Genomic DNA, 17965 nt, shown 5'->3' with positions numbered 1-17965 from the left:
CGTCTTTCTGGCGGGCTTCCCAGTACTTCTCGTCACAGAACATGCCCCATGTGCAGTCGTCAAACTGGATGTTGCGACAGCCGGCATCGTAGAGATCCCTGATGACCTGACGATATGCGGCTGCAATGTCTTCAATCAGCTTGTCTTCGTCAGGGTAGACGGCAACGGTGTCCTTGCCGTTGTCTTCACGGAAAAGTTCTGCCAGCAATTGTGCAGGTGCCGGGAACGTCTGGCGTGCAACCGTGTTTTCATCCTCGAACTGCTTGACGAATTTGTAATGTTCAACGAACGGATGATTTTCTCCCGTAATCTTACCCGTTACCTTGATTGAACCATGGGTCGTTTCCTCACCATGGAAGAAGTAGCCGTGATCAAGTTCGACGTGCTCGATGCCGCCAAATCCCCACATGAAATCAAGATGCCAGTAGCTGCGACGGAATTCGCCGTCGGTCAAGCCATGAAAACCTGCAGCTTTTTGTTTTTCAACCAATTTTTTGATTTCTTCATTTTCAACTTCAGTCAGCTGTTCTTTCGTGATTTCGTTCTTTGCGAATTTGGCACGAGCTTCTTTAACAGCGGCCGGACGTAAAAAACTTCCCACATAGTCATAACGAAACGGTGATTTTAATTCTGTCATAATAATTTTCCTCCTGATGTTTCGATAGCGTCAAAAAAAGCCCCTGAACAAAGTCTAGCTTCGTTCAGGGGCGAAAGTCATTCGCGGTACCACCCATTTTTTGCCCAAAAGGCCTCGATTCAGCACTGACATGCCTAGGATTATATCGTATCCAAACGGACTGTTGGCTTGCACCGCCAGTCTGACTCAGAGCTCATCTTCAGCTGACGCCGGCAATCCCATCTCACCATGCGGGACTCTCTTCGTGTCGCGTTTCGCCTACTCTTCTCTTCAACGTTATCATCATTTATTAATTGTCTCTCATTTTATACTCATGTTTTGCATTTGTCAACAACAAATTACCATGGTTTTAAAATAATTGCGCATGCCAAATATGAGACAATCAATATTGCAGTCAAAATCCACTGCCAGACAGGCAGTTCATCTTCTTCAAAGCGCGTTCTGGAAAAGCCTTCCGAAAATCCCTGCGACGTCATCGCCTGTGCCAGGTCACCGGAAAGATTCAGCGAAACGACGATGATCCGCAAATAAAGCGCCGGCTGAAAAAGCCGGTACCGCTCCCCTCTGACCAAAGCAGAATACTTGATTCTTTGCCATTGAACTTTGATGGTATGAATCATATTGAACGATGACAGCATCCCATAAACGAACGTTTCTGAAAAATGCAGGTGATCCGCCAAATTAAACAAAATCCTTTCGACCGAATTCGGCAAAGTCAGCGTTGCTCCAAGGGTCAGATAAGCAATGATTCTCGTAGCATAGATCCAGGCCATGTGAACCTGATCGTGCGATGCGTAAAAGCGTTGTGAAACGTAGCTGCCAAAAGCAAGCGGCAATGCCACCAACAGCATGGTCAGCAAAGTTCTGGGCTTGACCTTGCAAAATAAAAGATAAGCCAGACAAACGCTGCTGACGACAACGTTCAAGATCACGCTTTTGATGAACGTCAACGGAATGCCGATGCCAAGCATCAAGACAAAAACTGCTGCCGGATTCATGCGCTCACCTCTTTCAAAATTCCGTCTTCCAAAGAAATTTCATAATCCATGAATGAAACGACTCTTACGCGCTGGTGCGAAATCAACAGCACGCTCAGCTGCAGATTTTCGACCGTTTCCTTCAGCAATGAGCACGAAACTTCAAGCGACTCTTGATCGAGTCCCGCAAAAGGCTCATCGATCAACAGAATCGGCTGAGCCATGATCAGCATGATCAACAGCTGCAGTTTCTTTTGCTGTCCGCCGGAAATCCGGTAGACCGAATGCTTCATGACGCCTGTCAAATTCAGAGCTTTGATTGCCTTTTGCATTCTTTCTTCGCTCCAATAATCCTTATGCCGCGTATTTTTCCTTGAAGCCAGAATTTCTTCTTCAACGGTCAGTTTGATGAACTGATCAAGACTGTTCTGGAATGCGTAGCCGACGTTTTTCGCCCATTTTGAGAGCTTGATTTTATCTGAATCTTTTTGATCAAACGTTATTTTGCCGGTTTTTTCATGCAGCTTGCAAAGACAGGCAAAAAGCGTTGATTTGCCGCAGCCGTTTTTTCCGGAGAGAAGTCCGATCTGACCAGTCGGCAGGCAAAAAGAAGAATCGCTGAGCAATTTTCTTTTGGAAACTTCAAAGCCAAGGTCATCCCAGAAAAGTCTTGCGTCATTCTTCGGCATTCCAATTACTTTTGGCTGTTGTTCTCTTGTTTTCAGCTCGTTGACGTCTTTTTCGACAAAGCCTTGTGAACTGAAACGATACCAATGATCGACTATTCCAAAATATCCGCTCGAATCATGATCGGAAATCAGGATCGTTTTTCGTTGTTCTTTTTGCAGTCTTTTCAAATCTTCAAGAAGTTTGCTCCTGTTTTCGGGATCAACGTTTGCAAACGGCTCGTCGAGCAAAATAACTGAGCTTTTAAGCGAATAGACCAATGCCAAAGCAATTCTTTGCTGTTCTCCGCCGGATAATTCCTGCAGATTTCGGTCTTTGAAATCTTCAAGTTTAAAACGCTTCAAAGCATCGTTGATTCGTTCTTCGATTTCCTGATGATCAAGCTGAAGATTTTCCAACGCAAAGACGAATTGTGAAAAGACGGTTTTCATCGCAAATTGACGATTCGGATTTTGAAACAGCATCGCGACTCGTTTGGCGCGCTCAAACGGCACGACGGATTCGATCTCTGCATTTTCCAAAAGAACCTTGCCGGATAAGATCTTGCCGCCGTACTGCGGCAAAAGTCCGGCCATCAGCTTGAAAACCGTCGACTTGCCGCAGCCGGACGGTCCGCTGATCAGACTGATCGTGCCTTCGTCGAGCTCATATGAAAAATTTTCCACGATCGGTCCTTCGCAATCATCATACGAAAACGTCACGTCAGAAAGTCTGAGGCTCGTCATTTCTTCAAGATACCAGCCTTGTCAACCATTTTGGCAATCATTGCAACCAAAACGCCGGCAAAAAAGCCGATTGAAATGAAGCGGACGATAAACAGCGCAACCAAGAGCGGCAAATGATATTCCATGTATCCTGACTGGGCAAGATCCCATACAAAAGTGATGATCGTCGTAAACAGCGTCGAAAGGAACAGACCGCGCTTGCCCCAATCGCGATAACCGGTTGCCGCAAAGCCAAGTTCGCTGCCGATGCCTTGAACAAAACCGGAAAGCAGCGTCGAAGCGCCCCAGCTTGAGAACAGCAACATCTCAACTGCGGCAGCAAGCATTTCGCCGATGACGGATGCACCGGCCTTCCTGATCAGGACACCGGCCAAAGGTCCAGCCATGATCCACACGCCAAGCGTTGCGTCATTTGCAAACGGTTTGAGCGGAGTTGCGGCCATTGCGTAATATGCATAGCTCCACACTTGATAAATGATTCCGAAAAATATTCCGATGACTGCCAGAAAAATGACGTCCTTAAGCGCCCAAGTCTTCCTTTGCTTCTTTGCATCATAGGTTTGCATAAAAAAATCCCCCTTGTCTTTTAATAAAAGCAAGGGGGTTGACTTCGACTTTTTTCGACAAATCAGCAATTCAAATAAACGCCAATAAGCGCACCAACTCTTGATCGTCAAAGCTCCCTACGCTGGTATTGACCAGATCAGGTTCATGGGTATAATCTCAGCCAAACGGCACCCCAGCTTTCATTATTCGGTTCAATTATAGCAAAATGAGAATGAAAAGAAAAGACTTGGTGAAAAAATAAGCTTCACGATAATCATCGGCGTCGACACAAGACACCCGGAGTCACGCTGGATTCAATGCGTTGCAACTGCATTCCTGCCTGTCAGAAGGATGCCTAATACAAGTCCGACTATGGCGCAGACTGAGAGACATGATATTTGGAAAAATGCCTGATGAACGGACTGCGTGTGTAAAATCAATGTTCTTCGCATTGCATCCGTTAAATTGTTCATCGGAAGATATTTGGCGGCAACACGTATGATTTTCGGCCAACCATCGGATGGGAAAAGAGTATTTCCGACAAAGAGCATTACCACCATAACTGCATTGCCTATAGTTGAAGCTGTCTTGGTGTTTTTAGCTATTCCTCCAATAATCACCCCCATGGACATCAACGAAATCATTCCCAGGACAATTTCCACTATCATAAGCGGAAAATACCTGACATCAATGTCAAACTTAGCGTTATATCCCAACCTGGCCACTACCGTAATCAATATGAATTGAATGCTCATGAACAGAACCTGGGCCATACAGTCCATAAGAATGAAGCTTCCTATCCGCTGATCAGTTACAATTATGCGCTTGAACACGTCCCGTTCCAGATACCCGGTAATCTGAGACGAAATGCCTACTAACCCCATGGTTCCAAATGCAATTGCCACTATCCCCGGATAAAAATAACCAACTTGAGCTTTATCGGTAGTTCCCATCAGTATCAAAAGAACAATCGGCAGCATCAGCGAGAATATCACTGCCTGCTTATTGCGAAATTCATTTTTTAAAATATATACCACTATTTTCAATGTCTTCACTTGTCATCCCTCCTCGATGACTCCGCCGGTTATTTCACAATAAGCGTCTGCCAATCCGGGTTTCCTGGAATTGATATTATAAACATGACCACCATATTTACCGACCAGAGTCTCAATCAGGTCATCAACCCGTTCGGTACCTACGCGATAGGTATCAACGTCCAAACGGGAGATTTCCTCACTTTCAGACAATTCATCAATAACATCCCTATCCTTGCAGGAAAAAGTAACATATCCTTTGACATGACTCAGCTTAATCAGCTTCTTCGGGCTATCTACAGCAAAGAGTCTCCCCTTGTCAACAAAACAGACTCGATCACATAGATTCTCCACCTCATCCATATAATGAGAAGTTACAATTACCGTCCCGGCCACTTTCCGAATAAGATTCCACAACATCAATCGAGCATTGGGATCGAGCCCTGTAGTCGGTTCATCCAAAATGAGAATATCCGGCCGATTTAAAACACTCAGCGCCAGAAAAAATCTCTGGCGCTGACCACCAGACAATTCCATTACCTTCTTCCCCTTTATATCCTCCAGATCAACAATCCTGTCAAGCTCTTCGAAATCATAAGCATTGCGATACATGGATTGAAACATATCAATATTTTCAAAAACAGACAAATTATCAAAATAACCATTGACTTGAAAGAGAATCCCTGTCCTTAAATTTGGAGCGGCAATTATCCGGCCGCTTTCAGGCTGATGTAATCCCTCCAACAAGGACAACAGTGTCGTCTTCCCAGCTCCGTTTGGACCTACAATCCCTAATATCTCTCCTTCACGAACGGAAAAGGTGATGTTTTGCAATGCATATTCTTCATCTCTCCCATACCTGAAGGAAACGTCTTCAACTTTTACTAAATCCGCCATCTTCATCCCCCTTTCCATAAATACCCGGCATTTCATTACCATTATCTCCGCATAATCCTAATGCCACTTCACCTATCACGGATTCAGTCATTCCATCAATACCAAGCATTTCATTAATTTCGTCATCCTCATATCCACCGACATCACACGTTCCCATTCCATATGAAGTTGACAACAGCGCAATATTTTGTAATAGATGTCCTGATTCAGTGAGTATGAAACGATAACCACGATTTCCGTACTTATATATAGTTCTATGAAACATTGCTGTTAAGAGAATTGTAATAGGTGCACAATCAATTGACTGATCGCGAATATTAAATTTATTTGTCAAATCATTTTCACTTAAATTTAAAATATACTCTAAACAATTCTCTGCCACGTTATAGTGGTAAACCCCTTTTTTCAAATATTCAACATTATTTGCTACTACATAAACCTCGATAGGATATAGAGCACCCGCTGATGGATACGCCCTGACATCCAGCGTACTATTTTCCTCCTTTAATTTTATTAGTGACCCACACTATGTAACATATACTAACTACTTTTCCTAATTAATTCAATTTGGACACTTTGTCTAAGCGCCAAAAGCATTTCCTTGCTAACATACTACATCCCGTTTGTATTCTATACTCTTTGTCAAAAAGGAATGTATTAATTTAATGCTTTCTTAAATATTTTTTCCAGATCACCAATCTTAACGGCCCATCATATGCAGTGTAAACATATTTTTCAATAGCAATTTGGCGAAATATAACTATTACTTTTAAGTTCTTTGTGTCGATTTCAAAAATATATCATTTTTCTGTATATGATGAATACGTTAAAAAATCGTGATATGATTATTGACCAAAGGTGTCCCGAATCTATTAAAGTAAAAGTCAACTAATCTACCGTTTACGATAATAAAATCACCTTTGACGACACTTTTACCATCGGTGTCACAACCGGGTGTATAATGAACTAAAAAGTTTTCAGGAGAAGCACATGAACAAGTCAGTAAAGAAAATCATGGATTCATATTTATATCTTGTGGACCTGCACAACTCACTCGAAATTTCCATCAGTGACATAACCAATGTTGCCGGTGTATCAAGAGCCACCTTCTACAATCACTTCGATTCTGTCGAAGATGTTATTCCCTGCATAGAAGAAAGTGTCGATGCAAAGATATCGGAATGCATCAATAACCATCCCAATGGCGTTACCCAAGGGATTGGAATCATTGATGTCATTTCCAATGAGATACTTCCCTTAATCTACGAGAATCGTGAAATTCTGAAAATACTATATACCAGTCCCCTGCACCCATACTGGATTGATTACTTGAAAGCAAACTACAGCAAATGGGTTTCATCCTTCAAGTCAGAATATGATTGTCGAACTGTTCCATCATACTACGCTGAGAACTTAACCTATCTGTTCTTTTTTTCAATAATCGAACTATGGGTTTCAAAGCCGGTTCCGGAAACACCAGCAGAATTCAGGAAAATCTTTCATTCATTGTTTTCCGTTCCCATCAGTCAACTATTGTGACATTAAAGACAGCCCCCTCCTGCGTAATTACTGATATGAACGCAAAAAGAGGCCGCCCATTACCGGACGGCCCCGTGATGACCTGCGCCTATTTGTCAATGACGATGTCGGATGCCTTGATTTCCCTGCCAAAGTAAGGCTTGAGTTCTTTGTCAAAGTCCTGCTTGAAGAAGCCATGCTTGGTAAGCCTGCCGATTTCCCTGTTGGTCCACTTCAGCAAAGACTTGTTGCCTTTCTTGATTCCTGGAGCGATGAACTGGTTCGGTCCAAGCGTCTTGATGCCGACCGTATACTTCGGATGGTTCTTGACCCATGCATAAAGGAATGAATTATCGTCTGCCAAGGCCACGCCGCGGTCATTCTTCAAAGCGTTGAACTGCTGCGTCTTGGAGTCAAATTTCAAAAGATCCACGCCTTTTTGTTTCGTCGTAAAATAGCTTTCGGCAGTCGTCCCTTTATTGACGATCAGTTTCTTTCCCTTGAGCTGCGAAACTTTCGTAATCGGTGCAGATTTCTTGGAAACAATACCGATCGAAACCTTCATGTACGGCTTGGCAAAATCGATGACCTGTTTTCTTTCAGGCGTCACCGTGAAATTGGCAAGCACGATGTCTGCTTTGTCCGAATTCAAGGCATCGACGCGATTATTGGCATTTACCTGGATGAATTTGGCTTTGACGCCAAGATCTTTTGCAATCTTGCGACCGAGTGCCACGTCATACCCCACGCGCTTTCCGTCCTTGTTGACCCAGCCGTATGGCGGCAAATCGCCAAAGGTTGCGATTCTGACAGTTCCGCGTTTCTTAATGGCCGTGACCGAAGAATCCGCCTTGACCGTCGTGTTTTGTCCAAACGCTGCAAACGTCAATGCTGCGCCTAAAACCGTCAATCCTTTAATAATTGTTTTTTTCATGATAAATTCCCCCGTTAAAAGTCCATTGATTTCAAAAATTCTCTGGCACGATCAGTTTGCGGATTTCTGAAGAACGTTTTGCCGTCCGTTTGCTCTAAAATCTTGCCGTCTTCTAAAAACAAGACCTTGTCGGCAATTTTTTCCGCAAAATTCATCTCGTGCGTCACGATAATCATCGTCATGTCGTCTTTTTCTGCTAATTCCCTGATAATTTCCAAAACTCCGCGAACCATTTCCGGATCAAGCGAGGCCGTGACTTCGTCAAAAAGCATCAGTTCCGGTTTCAAAGCCAGCGCCCTGACGATTGCAATGCGCTGCTTCTGACCACCGGAAAGCTGTCTCGGATAGGCATCCGCATATTCTTTCAGCCCTACCCTTTCAAGCAGATCAAGCGCTTCTTCTTTCACTTCTGATTCGGGCCTTTTTTGAACCTTTGTCGGTCCGAGCAAAATATTGCCCATTACCGTCAGATTCGGAAACAGATCATAGCTTTGAAACACCATCCCGATTTTCTGGCGAATCTTCTGCCAGTTTTTTTCGCTCGGAACGATTTTTTGACCTTCAAAGACAATCGTTCCGCTGCGATATTCCTCCAAACCGTTCAAACAGCGAATCAGCGTGCTTTTGCCGGATCCGGACGGACCAAGAAGCGTCAAGACCTCACCGCGTTCAATCGAAAAACTGATTTCGTGCAATGCCTGCCAGTCTCCGTAAAACTTGTCAAGATTATCAACTCGTAAAATTTCTTCTGCCATATTTTCCTCCTAAAGGTTCGCTGAAAATTTTTGCTGCAGCATCCTTGAGATTAAAGACAACGGATAGTCAACGATGAAATACAGCATGAAAATAAATCCGTAGATCCAAAAAACTCCGCTTGGATATTGCTGATTGTTTGCCTCGATGATCTGCTGACCAACGTTGATGACGTCCATCACGCTGATGATCATCAGCAAGGACGTCGTTTTGACGACGCGCGTCGCAAGGTTGATGGCAGCGGGAAGTTCAAGCATGAATGCCTGCGGCATCAAAACATGAACGAAAAGCTGGCCTTTGGTCAATCCAAGCGCGAGTCCGGCTTCTCTTTGGTGTTTCGGAACTGATTCCAGCGCTCCGCGAACGATGTCCGAAAATTCTGCCGAAATCCAAAGCGAAAATGCCAAAACGGCCATCCACTCAGCCGAAACTTCGACATGAAACTGCCGCGGCAAAATGTAGTAAACCAAAAAGAGCAGCACGATCGTCGGAACGATTCTGAAAAATTCCAGATACAAGCGCAGGACGACTCGAAGCACTGCATTTTTCAAAGTCCGCAAAACGCCAAGAAAAGTCCCAAGCAAAAGTCCGAACCCAAGCGATACGCCGGCAATCCAAACGGACGTCCAAAGGCCTCCCATCAGTCTGAGAAAATTTTTCCCCTGAAACAAGACCTCAATTCCCGAATGTGCCATAACGAACCCTCCTTTCAAGCCAGTCAAGCAGCAGTATCAACGGAATCAGAATCAGCGCATAAAAGACGACCAACATGAGCAGATACTCGTTTGATCTGTAATAGAGTCCGATGAGATCAAGCGCCGTATTCGTCAGCTCCGGAATGGCAATCACGGAAAAAATCGACGTTTCCTTGATCAAAAAAATGATGTTTGCCGACAGTGCAGGAACGCTCAACGCAAGTCCCTGGGGAAAAACGACGTAAAATGCAAGCTGTGCTTTCGACATTCCGATTGCTTTTCCCGAATCGATCTGGCTTTTGGGAACCGCATCAAGCCCGCCGTTAAAACCTTCCGCCATATATGCTCCGCCAAGAAAAATCAAGCCGGCGATGCCGCAGGTCGAAGCGCTCATTTTCAGCCCGATGACGGGAAAAGCGTAATAGAGGAAAAACAGCTGAATCAAGAGCGGCGTATTGCGTGAAAGCTCGACGTATGCAGAGACAATCCGCCGCGCCACCGGAACCTTGAAGTACTTCACCAGACTGCAGAAGAGTCCGACGGCAATTGAACCGGCAATCCCGAAAAAAGAATACAGCAAGGTCAGCTTCAGCCCGCTGAGAAACATCGGCAGCGCTGACCTCATCACATCAAAACTCATTTAGCATCAACTCCCGGATGAACCTTCCGTGCGCATCGGAAAGTTCGGATTAATAAACAAAAAACCGGATCCTGCGACTCGCATGAATCACAGAATCCGGTTTCCTCGAGGTATCAGAAGAAAACCTCAGCCGACTATGGTAGCACGAATCGTTTCAGGTATGACAAAATGGCCGCAGCATTCACACATGCAGCAGCAGCAAGTATTCATCATTGATGAAACGAACTTTGTCATAAGATTCGCGTCTCCTTTTCTTAAAATTTGTTTATGCACTAACCATACACTTGAAACTGAGAATTGTCAAACATTTTCTCGATGTTTTTTTGCAATGTTTGTCTTCTGCTTTCTTAAAGCACCAATAACCGGCATTTTTAAGCCTTGATGCACAAAAAAAGCCGGGATTTTCCCGACCTTTCCTGAAGATATTAATCTGGCCGTCATCCAAGTGCCTGTTCCAGATCGGAAATCAGGTCAGCACTGTTTTCAAGTCCGACTGAAAGCCTGAGCAGTTCGGGAGTGATTCCAAGCCGCAGTCTTTCTTCCACAGGCATGTCATGGTGCGTCTGAACGTAGGGAACGGTGATCAGGCTTTCGACACCACCGAGGCTTTCGGCAAAGGAGATGATTTCAAGGCTCTTCAGAAGATGCGCCACCTTTTCCTCGTCCTTGAGATAAAAGCTGATCATCCCACCCTTTCCCGGATAAAGGACGCGTTCAACATCATCTCTTTTTTCAAGCCATGAAGCAACGGCGCGTGCATTTTCCGTGTGGGCCCTCATTCTAATCGGCAAAGTCTTCAGACTCCTTAACAGAAGCCACGAGTCAAACGGATCGAGGTTGGCGCCCATCGTGATGTTGTTGAAGTACAGCTCATCTGCAAGTTTGCTGCTTCCGGCAACGACCACGCCGCCGAGCAGGTCGTTGTGTCCGGAAAGATACTTCGTTGCGGAATGGACGACGACGTCCGCACCAAGTTCCAGCGGTTTCTGATAGATTGGCGTGTAGAACGTGTTGTCCACTGCCACGATGATGTCAGATGAAAACGAGTGGACAAGTTCCGCAAGTTTCTCAATGTCGACTTCCTTCATCGTCGGGTTCGACGGCGTCTCGATCCAGACCAGGCGCGTCCTTTCGTTCAGAAGTTCCTTCAGTTCCGCAAGGCTTCGGCCGTCCCACTTCGAGAAGTCAACGCCGCAGTGTTCATGAAGATAGTCGAAATAGCGGAACGTTCCGCCGTAGAGATCATCAAGTGAAACCACATGATCGCCCTGCTTCAGAACACTCAGGGCAAGCTTGACTGCCGCCATCCCCGAACTGACCGCAAATGCCTGCACGCCGCACTCAAGCTCGGAAAGCGTCTTCTCAAGCACACGCCGCGTCGGCGTTGACATTCTTGAATACGCATACTGCGTCTTCTCATCAAAGTTCCTTGCCTCCTCCAGACTTGCATGTCTGAAGTTGGATGACAGATAAATCGGCGTCGACACCGAACACTGCGCATCCCCGTCATTTCTGTTTCCGGCCTGTGCCAGAAGTGTTTCAACTGCTATTTTTCTAGTCATGATTCATCCTACCTGCCTTGATTTTCACTTGCTGCCTCAAGTGCCTGCTTCAGGTCAGCAACAATGTCTTCCGCATCCTCAATGCCGACTGACAGCCTGACCAGTCCCGGCGTGATGCCTGCCTTTTTCTGCTCTTCCTCCGAAAGCTCGGCATGAGTCATCTTCGACGGAAGCTCAATCAGACTCTCGACCGCACCGAGACTGACCGCAAGCTGAATCAGCTCAAGCCCGTTGACGAACTTCTCCGGATCGACGGAATCATCCACCTCAAATGACACGATGCCGCCGAACCCCCGGCATTCCCTGCCTGCAACCTCATGTCCAGGATCATCCTCAAGTCCCGGATAGAACACCTTCTTCACGAATGGCGATTCCACCAGAAAATGCACTACCGCCTCTGCATTTTCCAGATGGCGGTCCATTCTGACCCCTAACGTCTGAATGCCCCTGCGCACCAGGTTCGAGTCCTCGGGTGACAGCACCCCACCCAGCGCATTCTGGTTGAAGTAGATGCGCTCGGCGAGTTCCTCGTTTCTGACTGCGACCACGCCGGCAATTACGTCAGAATGTCCGGAAAGGTACTTTGTTGCGGAATGAATGACGATGTCCGCACCAAGATCAAGCGGCTGCTGCAGATACGGCGTAAGAAACGTGTTGTCGACAATCGTCAGCAGTCCGTGTTTCGACGCAACTCCCGAAACATCCCTGACTGAAGTCACCTCAAGCAGCGGGTTGCTGAACGTCTCGAAGTAGACTGCCTTGGTGTTGTCCCTGACCGCTGCCTCGATTTCAGAGGGATTTCTCATGTCAACAGGAGTGGTCTCAATCCCCCAGCGCTCGAAGTACTCGTGAATCAGCCGGAACGTGCCACCGTAAATCTGCCGGCTGATGATGATATGGTCGCCCGGCCTGAAAATCGCCAGCACGGCATGAATTGCGGCAACGCCTGATGAGAAGGCAAATCCGCGCGTCCCGTTCTCCAGGTCGGCAACCTGTTCTTCCAGATAGTTTCTCGTCGGATTGCCCGAACGTGAGTAGTCGTACTTCACCTTCGAAGACGCCGTCTCATATGCGTACGTCGACGATGTGTAGATTGGGACGTTAACTGCCCCGGTGTTGTTGTCATTCTGGCTTCTGCCATGCACAAGCCTTGTCAGGAATTCTGTCATGAAAAAGACCTCCAATGCTAAAAAGTCCCCGACCGTCTCAAACGGTCAGGGACGATGTGGACCCGTGGTACCACCCTGATTCACCATGTAATTAATCCATGATCTCAACGGCAATGTCATGCCATGGACTGTAACGTGTCCCGACGGGCATTCCGACTTGACGGAAAGCCTGGCTCCGAGTTCATCTTCAGCCCGTTCGTTCCTCCGCTCTCTCACCTTCCGCGGTCTCTGTCAGGATTTCCGGCCCTACTCTTCTCATCCTCACCGTTAAAATCTGATTATCATGATGATAAGTTTATTATGTTAAAATGAGAATGTCAAGGCATCCATCATGAAAGTTCTTCAACCAAATCTGAAGAAGCGTCAAGACAGTACCTTGCACTGGCTGCATCCCCGTAGCGCCTGAAATAGCAGCACCTTCCGCTCAGGTCAATCATCATCCTGTACTGCGTATAGTCCGAAAGACCGTCAGTCTTTTTCTTGACGCCTTTTGGAATATCAACTGAATTCAAAATGTGAGAGAGCGCCACCAGACCGTTTTTCCTTTCAGAATACTGACGCACGTATGCCGCCCTGACAAAACGCGAAATCGAAGTGTAATCTCCCGGAAGTCCGCGCGTGCCTGAACCCGGTCCGTCCCAGAAAGTCGTAAAGTCACCGTAGTTTTTGGAACCGAAATCCGTTGGCTGCAAATTGTTGTAATGATTCAAATTTTCCATATGCCACGGAAATTCAGGCGGATTCGTCATCACTCCCACCAGGTTGCGATAAAAATGAACTCCGCTCTCCGTAATCTCAAGCACACCGTCGTTTCCGGAACTGTCAGCCACGATCCAGTGAAGGGGCACTTCCTTCATGATTACCGGATTGACGATGTCAACGATATTGATGTCTGAAATTTTCCGGGCAAATTCGTCGACGCTTCCGGCATTGCCGAGCGCCCATGCAACCAGATCGGTCGAAGCAAGGTTTGTCTTGCCACGGACCGGCGCAGCACTGTATCTGGCATAGCTTTCAAAATACAAGGATGCGATTGCAAACCCCTTTTCATTGAATCCGTCCCCGAACGAATACCCGTATCCTTCAATTTCCTGACCGGCAGCAAGAAATGCGTGCTCTGACTTGAAACTGCTGTCGGAAACCAGTGATGAAAACACATGGCCTTCAGGAATCGAAACGATTCTCGTATCCAGTTCAAACGAAAAATCCATTGTCCGTGCCAGATAGTGATGATTCTTCACGTCTGTAAATGTTACTGCGGTACACATAAAAATACCCCCTCGTGATCTGTTTTACTGCTTCCCCTTCACCTTAATGATAACGAAGAAGAATTGAAAAATACCAGTCAAAGCACTTGTGAGACGATATTTTTAAGCATTTCTTAGTGAATAAGCGCCACTTGATCGCAAAATACGCAAAAAAGCGTGCTCTCGCAGTGGAGAGCACGCTTCTTCCATCAGAAAAATACAGATTAAAGCTTTTCCTTTGAAACGATGTTCAACTTGTCATCCAAGTCGTAAACAACTGGTTGACCAGTTGCCATTTCAACGTTCATGATGTCTTCGTCAGAGATTTGTTCGATGTACTTCGTCAAAGCACGCAATGAGTTGCCGTGTGCAGCAACGATAACGTTCTTGCCGGCCAACAAATCTGGAGCGATATGATCTTCCCAGAATGGGATAACGCGTTCCAACGTAACCTTCAAGTTTTCGCCACCAGGAACGATGCGTGGGTCAAGGTTTGCATAACGACGATCGTTTGCTGCAGAACCTTCATCGTCTGCGCTCAAGAGCGGAGGCAATACATCGTATGAACGACGCCAGATGTGAACTTGTTCTTCACCGAACTTTTCAGCTGCTTCAGCCTTGTTCTGGCCTTGCAATGCGCCGTAATGACGTTCGTTCAAACGCCATGTCTTCGTTTCAGGAACCCAGAGCTGGCCTGATTCTTCAAGTGCGAAGTGAAGCGTCTTGATGGCACGCGTCAAAACTGATGTGTAAGCCTGATCAAATTCGATGCCGGCTTCCTTAAGCTTGCGACCTGCTTCCTTTGCTTCCTGTTCGCCTTTTTCGCTCAAATTAACGTCAACCCAGCCAGTGAACAAGTTCTTCAAGTTCCATTCACTTTGGCCGTGACGGATAAATACTAATTTTGCCATTTAGTACAAACCTCTTTCTTAGAATATGATACAACCATATTTTACACTGAAAATGCGAAAATTGGTAGCTTTTTACAAAAATTATTGTCGCTTATAGCGTCCGATTGCAGAAATCATGGCTTCAGTCGCCTTTCTGACATTTTCAGGAGTCGTTGCCAGATTGAATCTGATGTGTCCTGCCCCACCTTTTCCGAACCAATCGCCAAAATCAACGGCAAGTTTTGCATCGCGCTTGATGACGTCTTCAACGTCTGCGTCTGAAACGACCGGTTCAAGATTGATCCACATGAGATAGGTTCCCTCAAGTTCGGAACATCCGATTTCAGGAAATGCAGACTGTAACTGCTCCCTGACATATTCATAGTTTGTGCGCACGACTTCAAGCAGACCGTTAAGCCATTCCTCACCACTCCGGTAAGCAGCCTCCCCGGCAACTTTTCCAAGCAGATTTCCATCCGGAATCTTCTGCATTTCAACAAAGCGGTCGTACTTTCTCATGATCTGCGGATTCGGCACAATCACGTGACTGTTGTCAAAAGCCGCCATGTTGAATGTCTTTGAAGCTGAATCAAGCACGACGAGATTGTCGCGATAATATCCGTCTCTAACTGAAAGCCCGGACACGAACGGTCTTTTGCCGACGATCAAATCGTGGTGAATCTCGTCAAAAATCACGCGAACATGCCTGTTTTTGCAAAGTTCGAGCATTTCCTCAAGTTCTTCTGCGCTCCAGACTCTTCCGACAGGATTGTGAGGACTGCAGAAAATCAGCAGTTTAACGTCTTCTTCATCGATTTTCTGTTCCATGTCCACCAGATCAAGCGAGTAAGTCTCGCTTGAATTCTTAAGCTCGGAAACAACGAGCCTGCGTCCGGTATTTTTGACGACTTCAGCAAACGGATTGTAGACCGGCTGCAGAATCATCACGGCATCCCCCGGCTGAGTCAGAATCTGCACGAACGCGCTGATTGACTGAACGACGCCCGAACCGAAACGGATCCACTCCTGATGAAGTTCAGTGCCGTAACGTTTCTCCTGCCAGTTCATGTATGCTTCATAATATCCCTCAGGTGTCAGCGAATAGCCGAAAACACCGTGCCTGATGCGTTCTTCCAACGCTTTTTGCGCCTGTTCCGGGATCTTGAATTCCATATCCGCAACCCAAAAAGGCAGCAGGTCATCTTCGCCAAAGCTTTCCTTTAAATCATCCCACTTGACGCAGCAAGTGTTGCGTCTGTCGACAGCATATTCGCTTAAAAACTCATTCTTGTTCATTTTGTTTTTCCTGCTTTCTTAATTTTTCAAATTTACCATGCTTTGTGTGAACGGGCTTGACTCCCAGGACATCAAGCATGAACGTGAAAATCGGAATGCCGACAATCAGACCCCAGGTTCCAAAAAGATGTTCCGAAACGAACAGGACAACGAACGTGTAGAAAATCGGCAGTTCGGTCCGGCTGGACATCAGTTTAGGATTAAGCACGTAAGACTCGATCGCATGAACCACGATCAGCAGAATAATGATGTAGAAGACATCTCTCAGACCGCCAACGGTATAGCCGATGAAGCAAAGCGGAACTGCAGAAACAATCACGCCGGCAACGGGAATCAGACTGAGTACGAAGATCATCAGGCTCAAACTGAAAAGCTGCGGCATCTTCATGAATCCGAGACATGTGGTAGTAATCACTGTATTTACGATTGCTATCATGAACTGTGCTTCCATCACGACACCGAACGTATTTACGAAGATCTTTGCAAAGTAGTAGATATCCTGGAACACCCACGCAAAGGGGCCGCTCGTCAAAAAGCTTTTCGAAAATTCCGCCATCTGACGTTCCTCAATCGTAAAGAAGAAACTCAAAAGAAGCGACATGAACAGCGTGAATCCCATTGAACCAATGCTCGTAACGTACTTCATCACGATTTCGAAACTTCCTTTGACCTGATTCATGACGTCAAGCTTGCCAACGTATCCGCTGATGAAGTTGATGACCTCGTTTGCCCCTTTTGGCGGATTTTGGTAAAACTTAAGCACTGAAGCAACCATCGCTTCCGACTGACTGATCAATTTCGGAACATACACGGTCACCGCCAGATATATCAGGCCGATCAATGCCAGATATACGGCAATCACTATCAGCTGCGACGGAATTCTGATGTGTCGGTGAATCGCCATTATCAGGCGCGTGATCAAAAACGTGAAGATGAACGTCAGCAGAATCACGCTGATGATGCTTCGCGAAACATACAGAATTCCGATAATCCCAATCAAGACGACGAAGCGTCTCAGGCGTACGTTTTCCAAAAATCTATTCCATAAGTTCAAAGGAAATACCTCCCTAAATATTCCAGCAACAACAAGTCGATACGTTAATTTTACTATATTTAAGAACTTAGAGAAAGACGGAAATGCGGGCTGAGCCCCAGGTAGCGGATACTGGTGCAAGATGCGAAAGCGGACCGTCTTTGCCGAAATACAGGGTGCTGGTCTGCTTCTGATATCGCAGGCGCTGCATTTGGCAAAGTGCGGACCCTATAATGAAAAGAGGCTGGGAAAAAAACATCGCAATTTGCTGATTCCGTCCGGCATTCTTTCAGTTTTGAGACATGAATTAAATGCAGTGCTGAGAATCGCCTGTTCAATCAGGACTCCAAGGCGGGATTACGGGCAAAACGGCGATTTTTGGGATTTTCCCGTAAATGGCAGCCCTTGGTTGCGGTCAAAGCACACATTTAACGTCGCATACACAAACAAATTCCCGGATGATTTGCAGTTAATTGCAAATCATCCGGGAATTTTGTTCGAGACATATTTTTCCAGGCCACTTCAAATCATTGTTCTGGCGTTCGGCTCCACACCTTGTCTTAATCAGGTTCCAGCTCGCATTCACCCTATCGCAACCAAGGTCTCCCTGGACGAGACAAGCTCGCCTTCGGTCGCCCAATGCTTGCGTACGGGCTCATGACCGCTCGCTTCCACACCTTGTTAATCGGGCTCAGACCAGCAACAAGGCTCATGATAAGTTCGTG

18 protein-coding genes, 1 pseudogene and 1 riboswitch are annotated in these 17965 nt (G+C 46.2%); of the genes and pseudogenes, 1 reads left to right on the top strand and 18 read right to left on the bottom strand.

Going from position 1 to position 17965, the window contains the following annotated elements:
* The 7 genes and pseudogenes from V7Z60_RS04970 to V7Z60_RS04940 form a co-directional block, all read right to left on the bottom strand.
* Window positions 1–637: pseudogene (locus V7Z60_RS04970) on the bottom strand (5-methyltetrahydropteroyltriglutamate--homocysteine methyltransferase); the annotation flags it as partial.
* Window positions 638–975: 338 nt separating this feature from the next.
* Window positions 976–1635, bottom strand: a complete 660-nt coding sequence (locus tag V7Z60_RS04965; protein ID WP_334116745.1) for an energy-coupling factor transporter transmembrane component T family protein — start codon at window positions 1633–1635, stop codon at window positions 976–978.
* A complete protein-coding gene (locus tag V7Z60_RS04960) occupies window positions 1632–2966 on the bottom strand; it encodes an ABC transporter ATP-binding protein (RefSeq protein WP_334116744.1) in 1335 nt (444 codons plus the stop codon). Before V7Z60_RS04960 ends, V7Z60_RS04965 begins: the two co-directional genes overlap by 4 nt.
* Window positions 2967–3022: 56 nt before the next feature.
* Window positions 3023–3592 carry an ECF transporter S component gene (locus V7Z60_RS04955; protein WP_334116743.1) on the bottom strand — a complete coding sequence of 190 codons (570 nt, stop codon included), beginning with the start codon at window positions 3590–3592 and terminating at the stop codon, window positions 3023–3025.
* A gap of 97 nt (window positions 3593–3689) precedes the next feature.
* Window positions 3690–3778: riboswitch (TPP riboswitch) on the bottom strand.
* A 108-nt stretch (window positions 3779–3886) separates the two neighbouring features.
* Window positions 3887–4627, bottom strand: a complete 741-nt coding sequence (locus V7Z60_RS04950; protein WP_334116742.1) for an ABC transporter permease — start codon at window positions 4625–4627, stop codon at window positions 3887–3889.
* Between the two features lie 3 nt (window positions 4628–4630).
* Entirely contained in the window at window positions 4631–5503 is an 873-nt protein-coding gene (locus V7Z60_RS04945; RefSeq protein ID WP_334116741.1) for an ABC transporter ATP-binding protein, read from the bottom strand.
* The gene (locus tag V7Z60_RS04940) at window positions 5481–6017 is read right to left on the bottom strand and encodes a SagB/ThcOx family dehydrogenase (RefSeq protein WP_334116746.1); all 537 of its coding nucleotides are present in this window, start codon (window positions 6015–6017) and stop codon (window positions 5481–5483) included. The genes V7Z60_RS04945 and V7Z60_RS04940 overlap by 23 nt, the downstream gene beginning before the upstream one ends.
* 476 nt (window positions 6018–6493) lie before the next feature.
* Between V7Z60_RS04940 and V7Z60_RS04935 the strand changes: the two genes are divergently transcribed.
* Window positions 6494–7042, top strand: coding sequence for a TetR/AcrR family transcriptional regulator (locus V7Z60_RS04935; RefSeq protein ID WP_334116740.1), 549 nt, complete (start codon window positions 6494–6496; stop codon window positions 7040–7042).
* Between the two features lie 88 nt (window positions 7043–7130).
* On the opposite strand, the gene V7Z60_RS04930 is transcribed toward V7Z60_RS04935, so the two are convergent.
* From V7Z60_RS04930 to V7Z60_RS04880, 11 genes are all read right to left on the bottom strand, one after another.
* Complete coding sequence (locus V7Z60_RS04930; RefSeq protein WP_334116739.1) at window positions 7131–7955, bottom strand: transporter substrate-binding domain-containing protein; 825 nt, start codon at window positions 7953–7955, stop codon at window positions 7131–7133.
* 14 nt (window positions 7956–7969) lie between these two features.
* A complete protein-coding gene (locus V7Z60_RS04925; protein WP_334116738.1) occupies window positions 7970–8710 on the bottom strand; it encodes an amino acid ABC transporter ATP-binding protein in 741 nt (246 codons plus the stop codon).
* A gap of 9 nt (window positions 8711–8719) precedes the next feature.
* Window positions 8720–9403 (bottom strand): amino acid ABC transporter permease, encoded by a 684-nt coding sequence (locus tag V7Z60_RS04920; protein ID WP_334116737.1) that lies wholly within the window; start codon window positions 9401–9403, stop codon window positions 8720–8722.
* A complete protein-coding gene (locus tag V7Z60_RS04915) occupies window positions 9384–10043 on the bottom strand; it encodes an amino acid ABC transporter permease (protein ID WP_334116736.1) in 660 nt (219 codons plus the stop codon). Before V7Z60_RS04915 ends, V7Z60_RS04920 begins: the two co-directional genes overlap by 20 nt.
* Before the next feature lie 300 nt (window positions 10044–10343).
* Window positions 10344–10484, bottom strand: a complete 141-nt coding sequence (locus tag V7Z60_RS04910; protein ID WP_334116735.1) for a hypothetical protein — start codon at window positions 10482–10484, stop codon at window positions 10344–10346.
* Window positions 10481–11605 carry a trans-sulfuration enzyme family protein gene (locus V7Z60_RS04905; protein WP_334116734.1) on the bottom strand — a complete coding sequence of 375 codons (1125 nt, stop codon included), beginning with the start codon at window positions 11603–11605 and terminating at the stop codon, window positions 10481–10483. The genes V7Z60_RS04910 and V7Z60_RS04905 overlap by 4 nt, the downstream gene beginning before the upstream one ends.
* An 8-nt stretch (window positions 11606–11613) precedes the next feature.
* The gene (locus tag V7Z60_RS04900; RefSeq protein WP_334116733.1) at window positions 11614–12774 is read right to left on the bottom strand and encodes a trans-sulfuration enzyme family protein; all 1161 of its coding nucleotides are present in this window, start codon (window positions 12772–12774) and stop codon (window positions 11614–11616) included.
* A gap of 329 nt (window positions 12775–13103) precedes the next feature.
* A complete protein-coding gene (locus V7Z60_RS04895) occupies window positions 13104–14042 on the bottom strand; it encodes a choloylglycine hydrolase family protein (RefSeq protein WP_334116732.1) in 939 nt (312 codons plus the stop codon).
* Between the two features lie 203 nt (window positions 14043–14245).
* Window positions 14246–14932 (bottom strand): 2,3-diphosphoglycerate-dependent phosphoglycerate mutase, encoded by a 687-nt coding sequence (locus tag V7Z60_RS04890; protein WP_003692102.1) that lies wholly within the window; start codon window positions 14930–14932, stop codon window positions 14246–14248.
* 81 nt (window positions 14933–15013) lie between these two features.
* Window positions 15014–16207, bottom strand: coding sequence for a MalY/PatB family protein (locus V7Z60_RS04885; protein WP_334116731.1), 1194 nt, complete (start codon window positions 16205–16207; stop codon window positions 15014–15016).
* On the bottom strand, window positions 16194–17261 hold the full coding sequence (locus V7Z60_RS04880; protein ID WP_334116730.1) for an AI-2E family transporter: 1068 nt from the start codon (window positions 17259–17261) through the stop codon (window positions 16194–16196). The genes V7Z60_RS04885 and V7Z60_RS04880 overlap by 14 nt, the downstream gene beginning before the upstream one ends.
* Between the last annotated feature and the right edge of the window lie 704 nt (window positions 17262–17965).

Origin of the sequence: Ligilactobacillus sp., from assembly GCF_036846325.1 — a bacterium.
Lineage (GTDB): Bacteria > Bacillota > Bacilli > Lactobacillales > Lactobacillaceae > Ligilactobacillus.
Note: the sequence above shows the minus strand (reverse complement) of the source record. Positions and strands in the feature narration are given on the sequence as shown.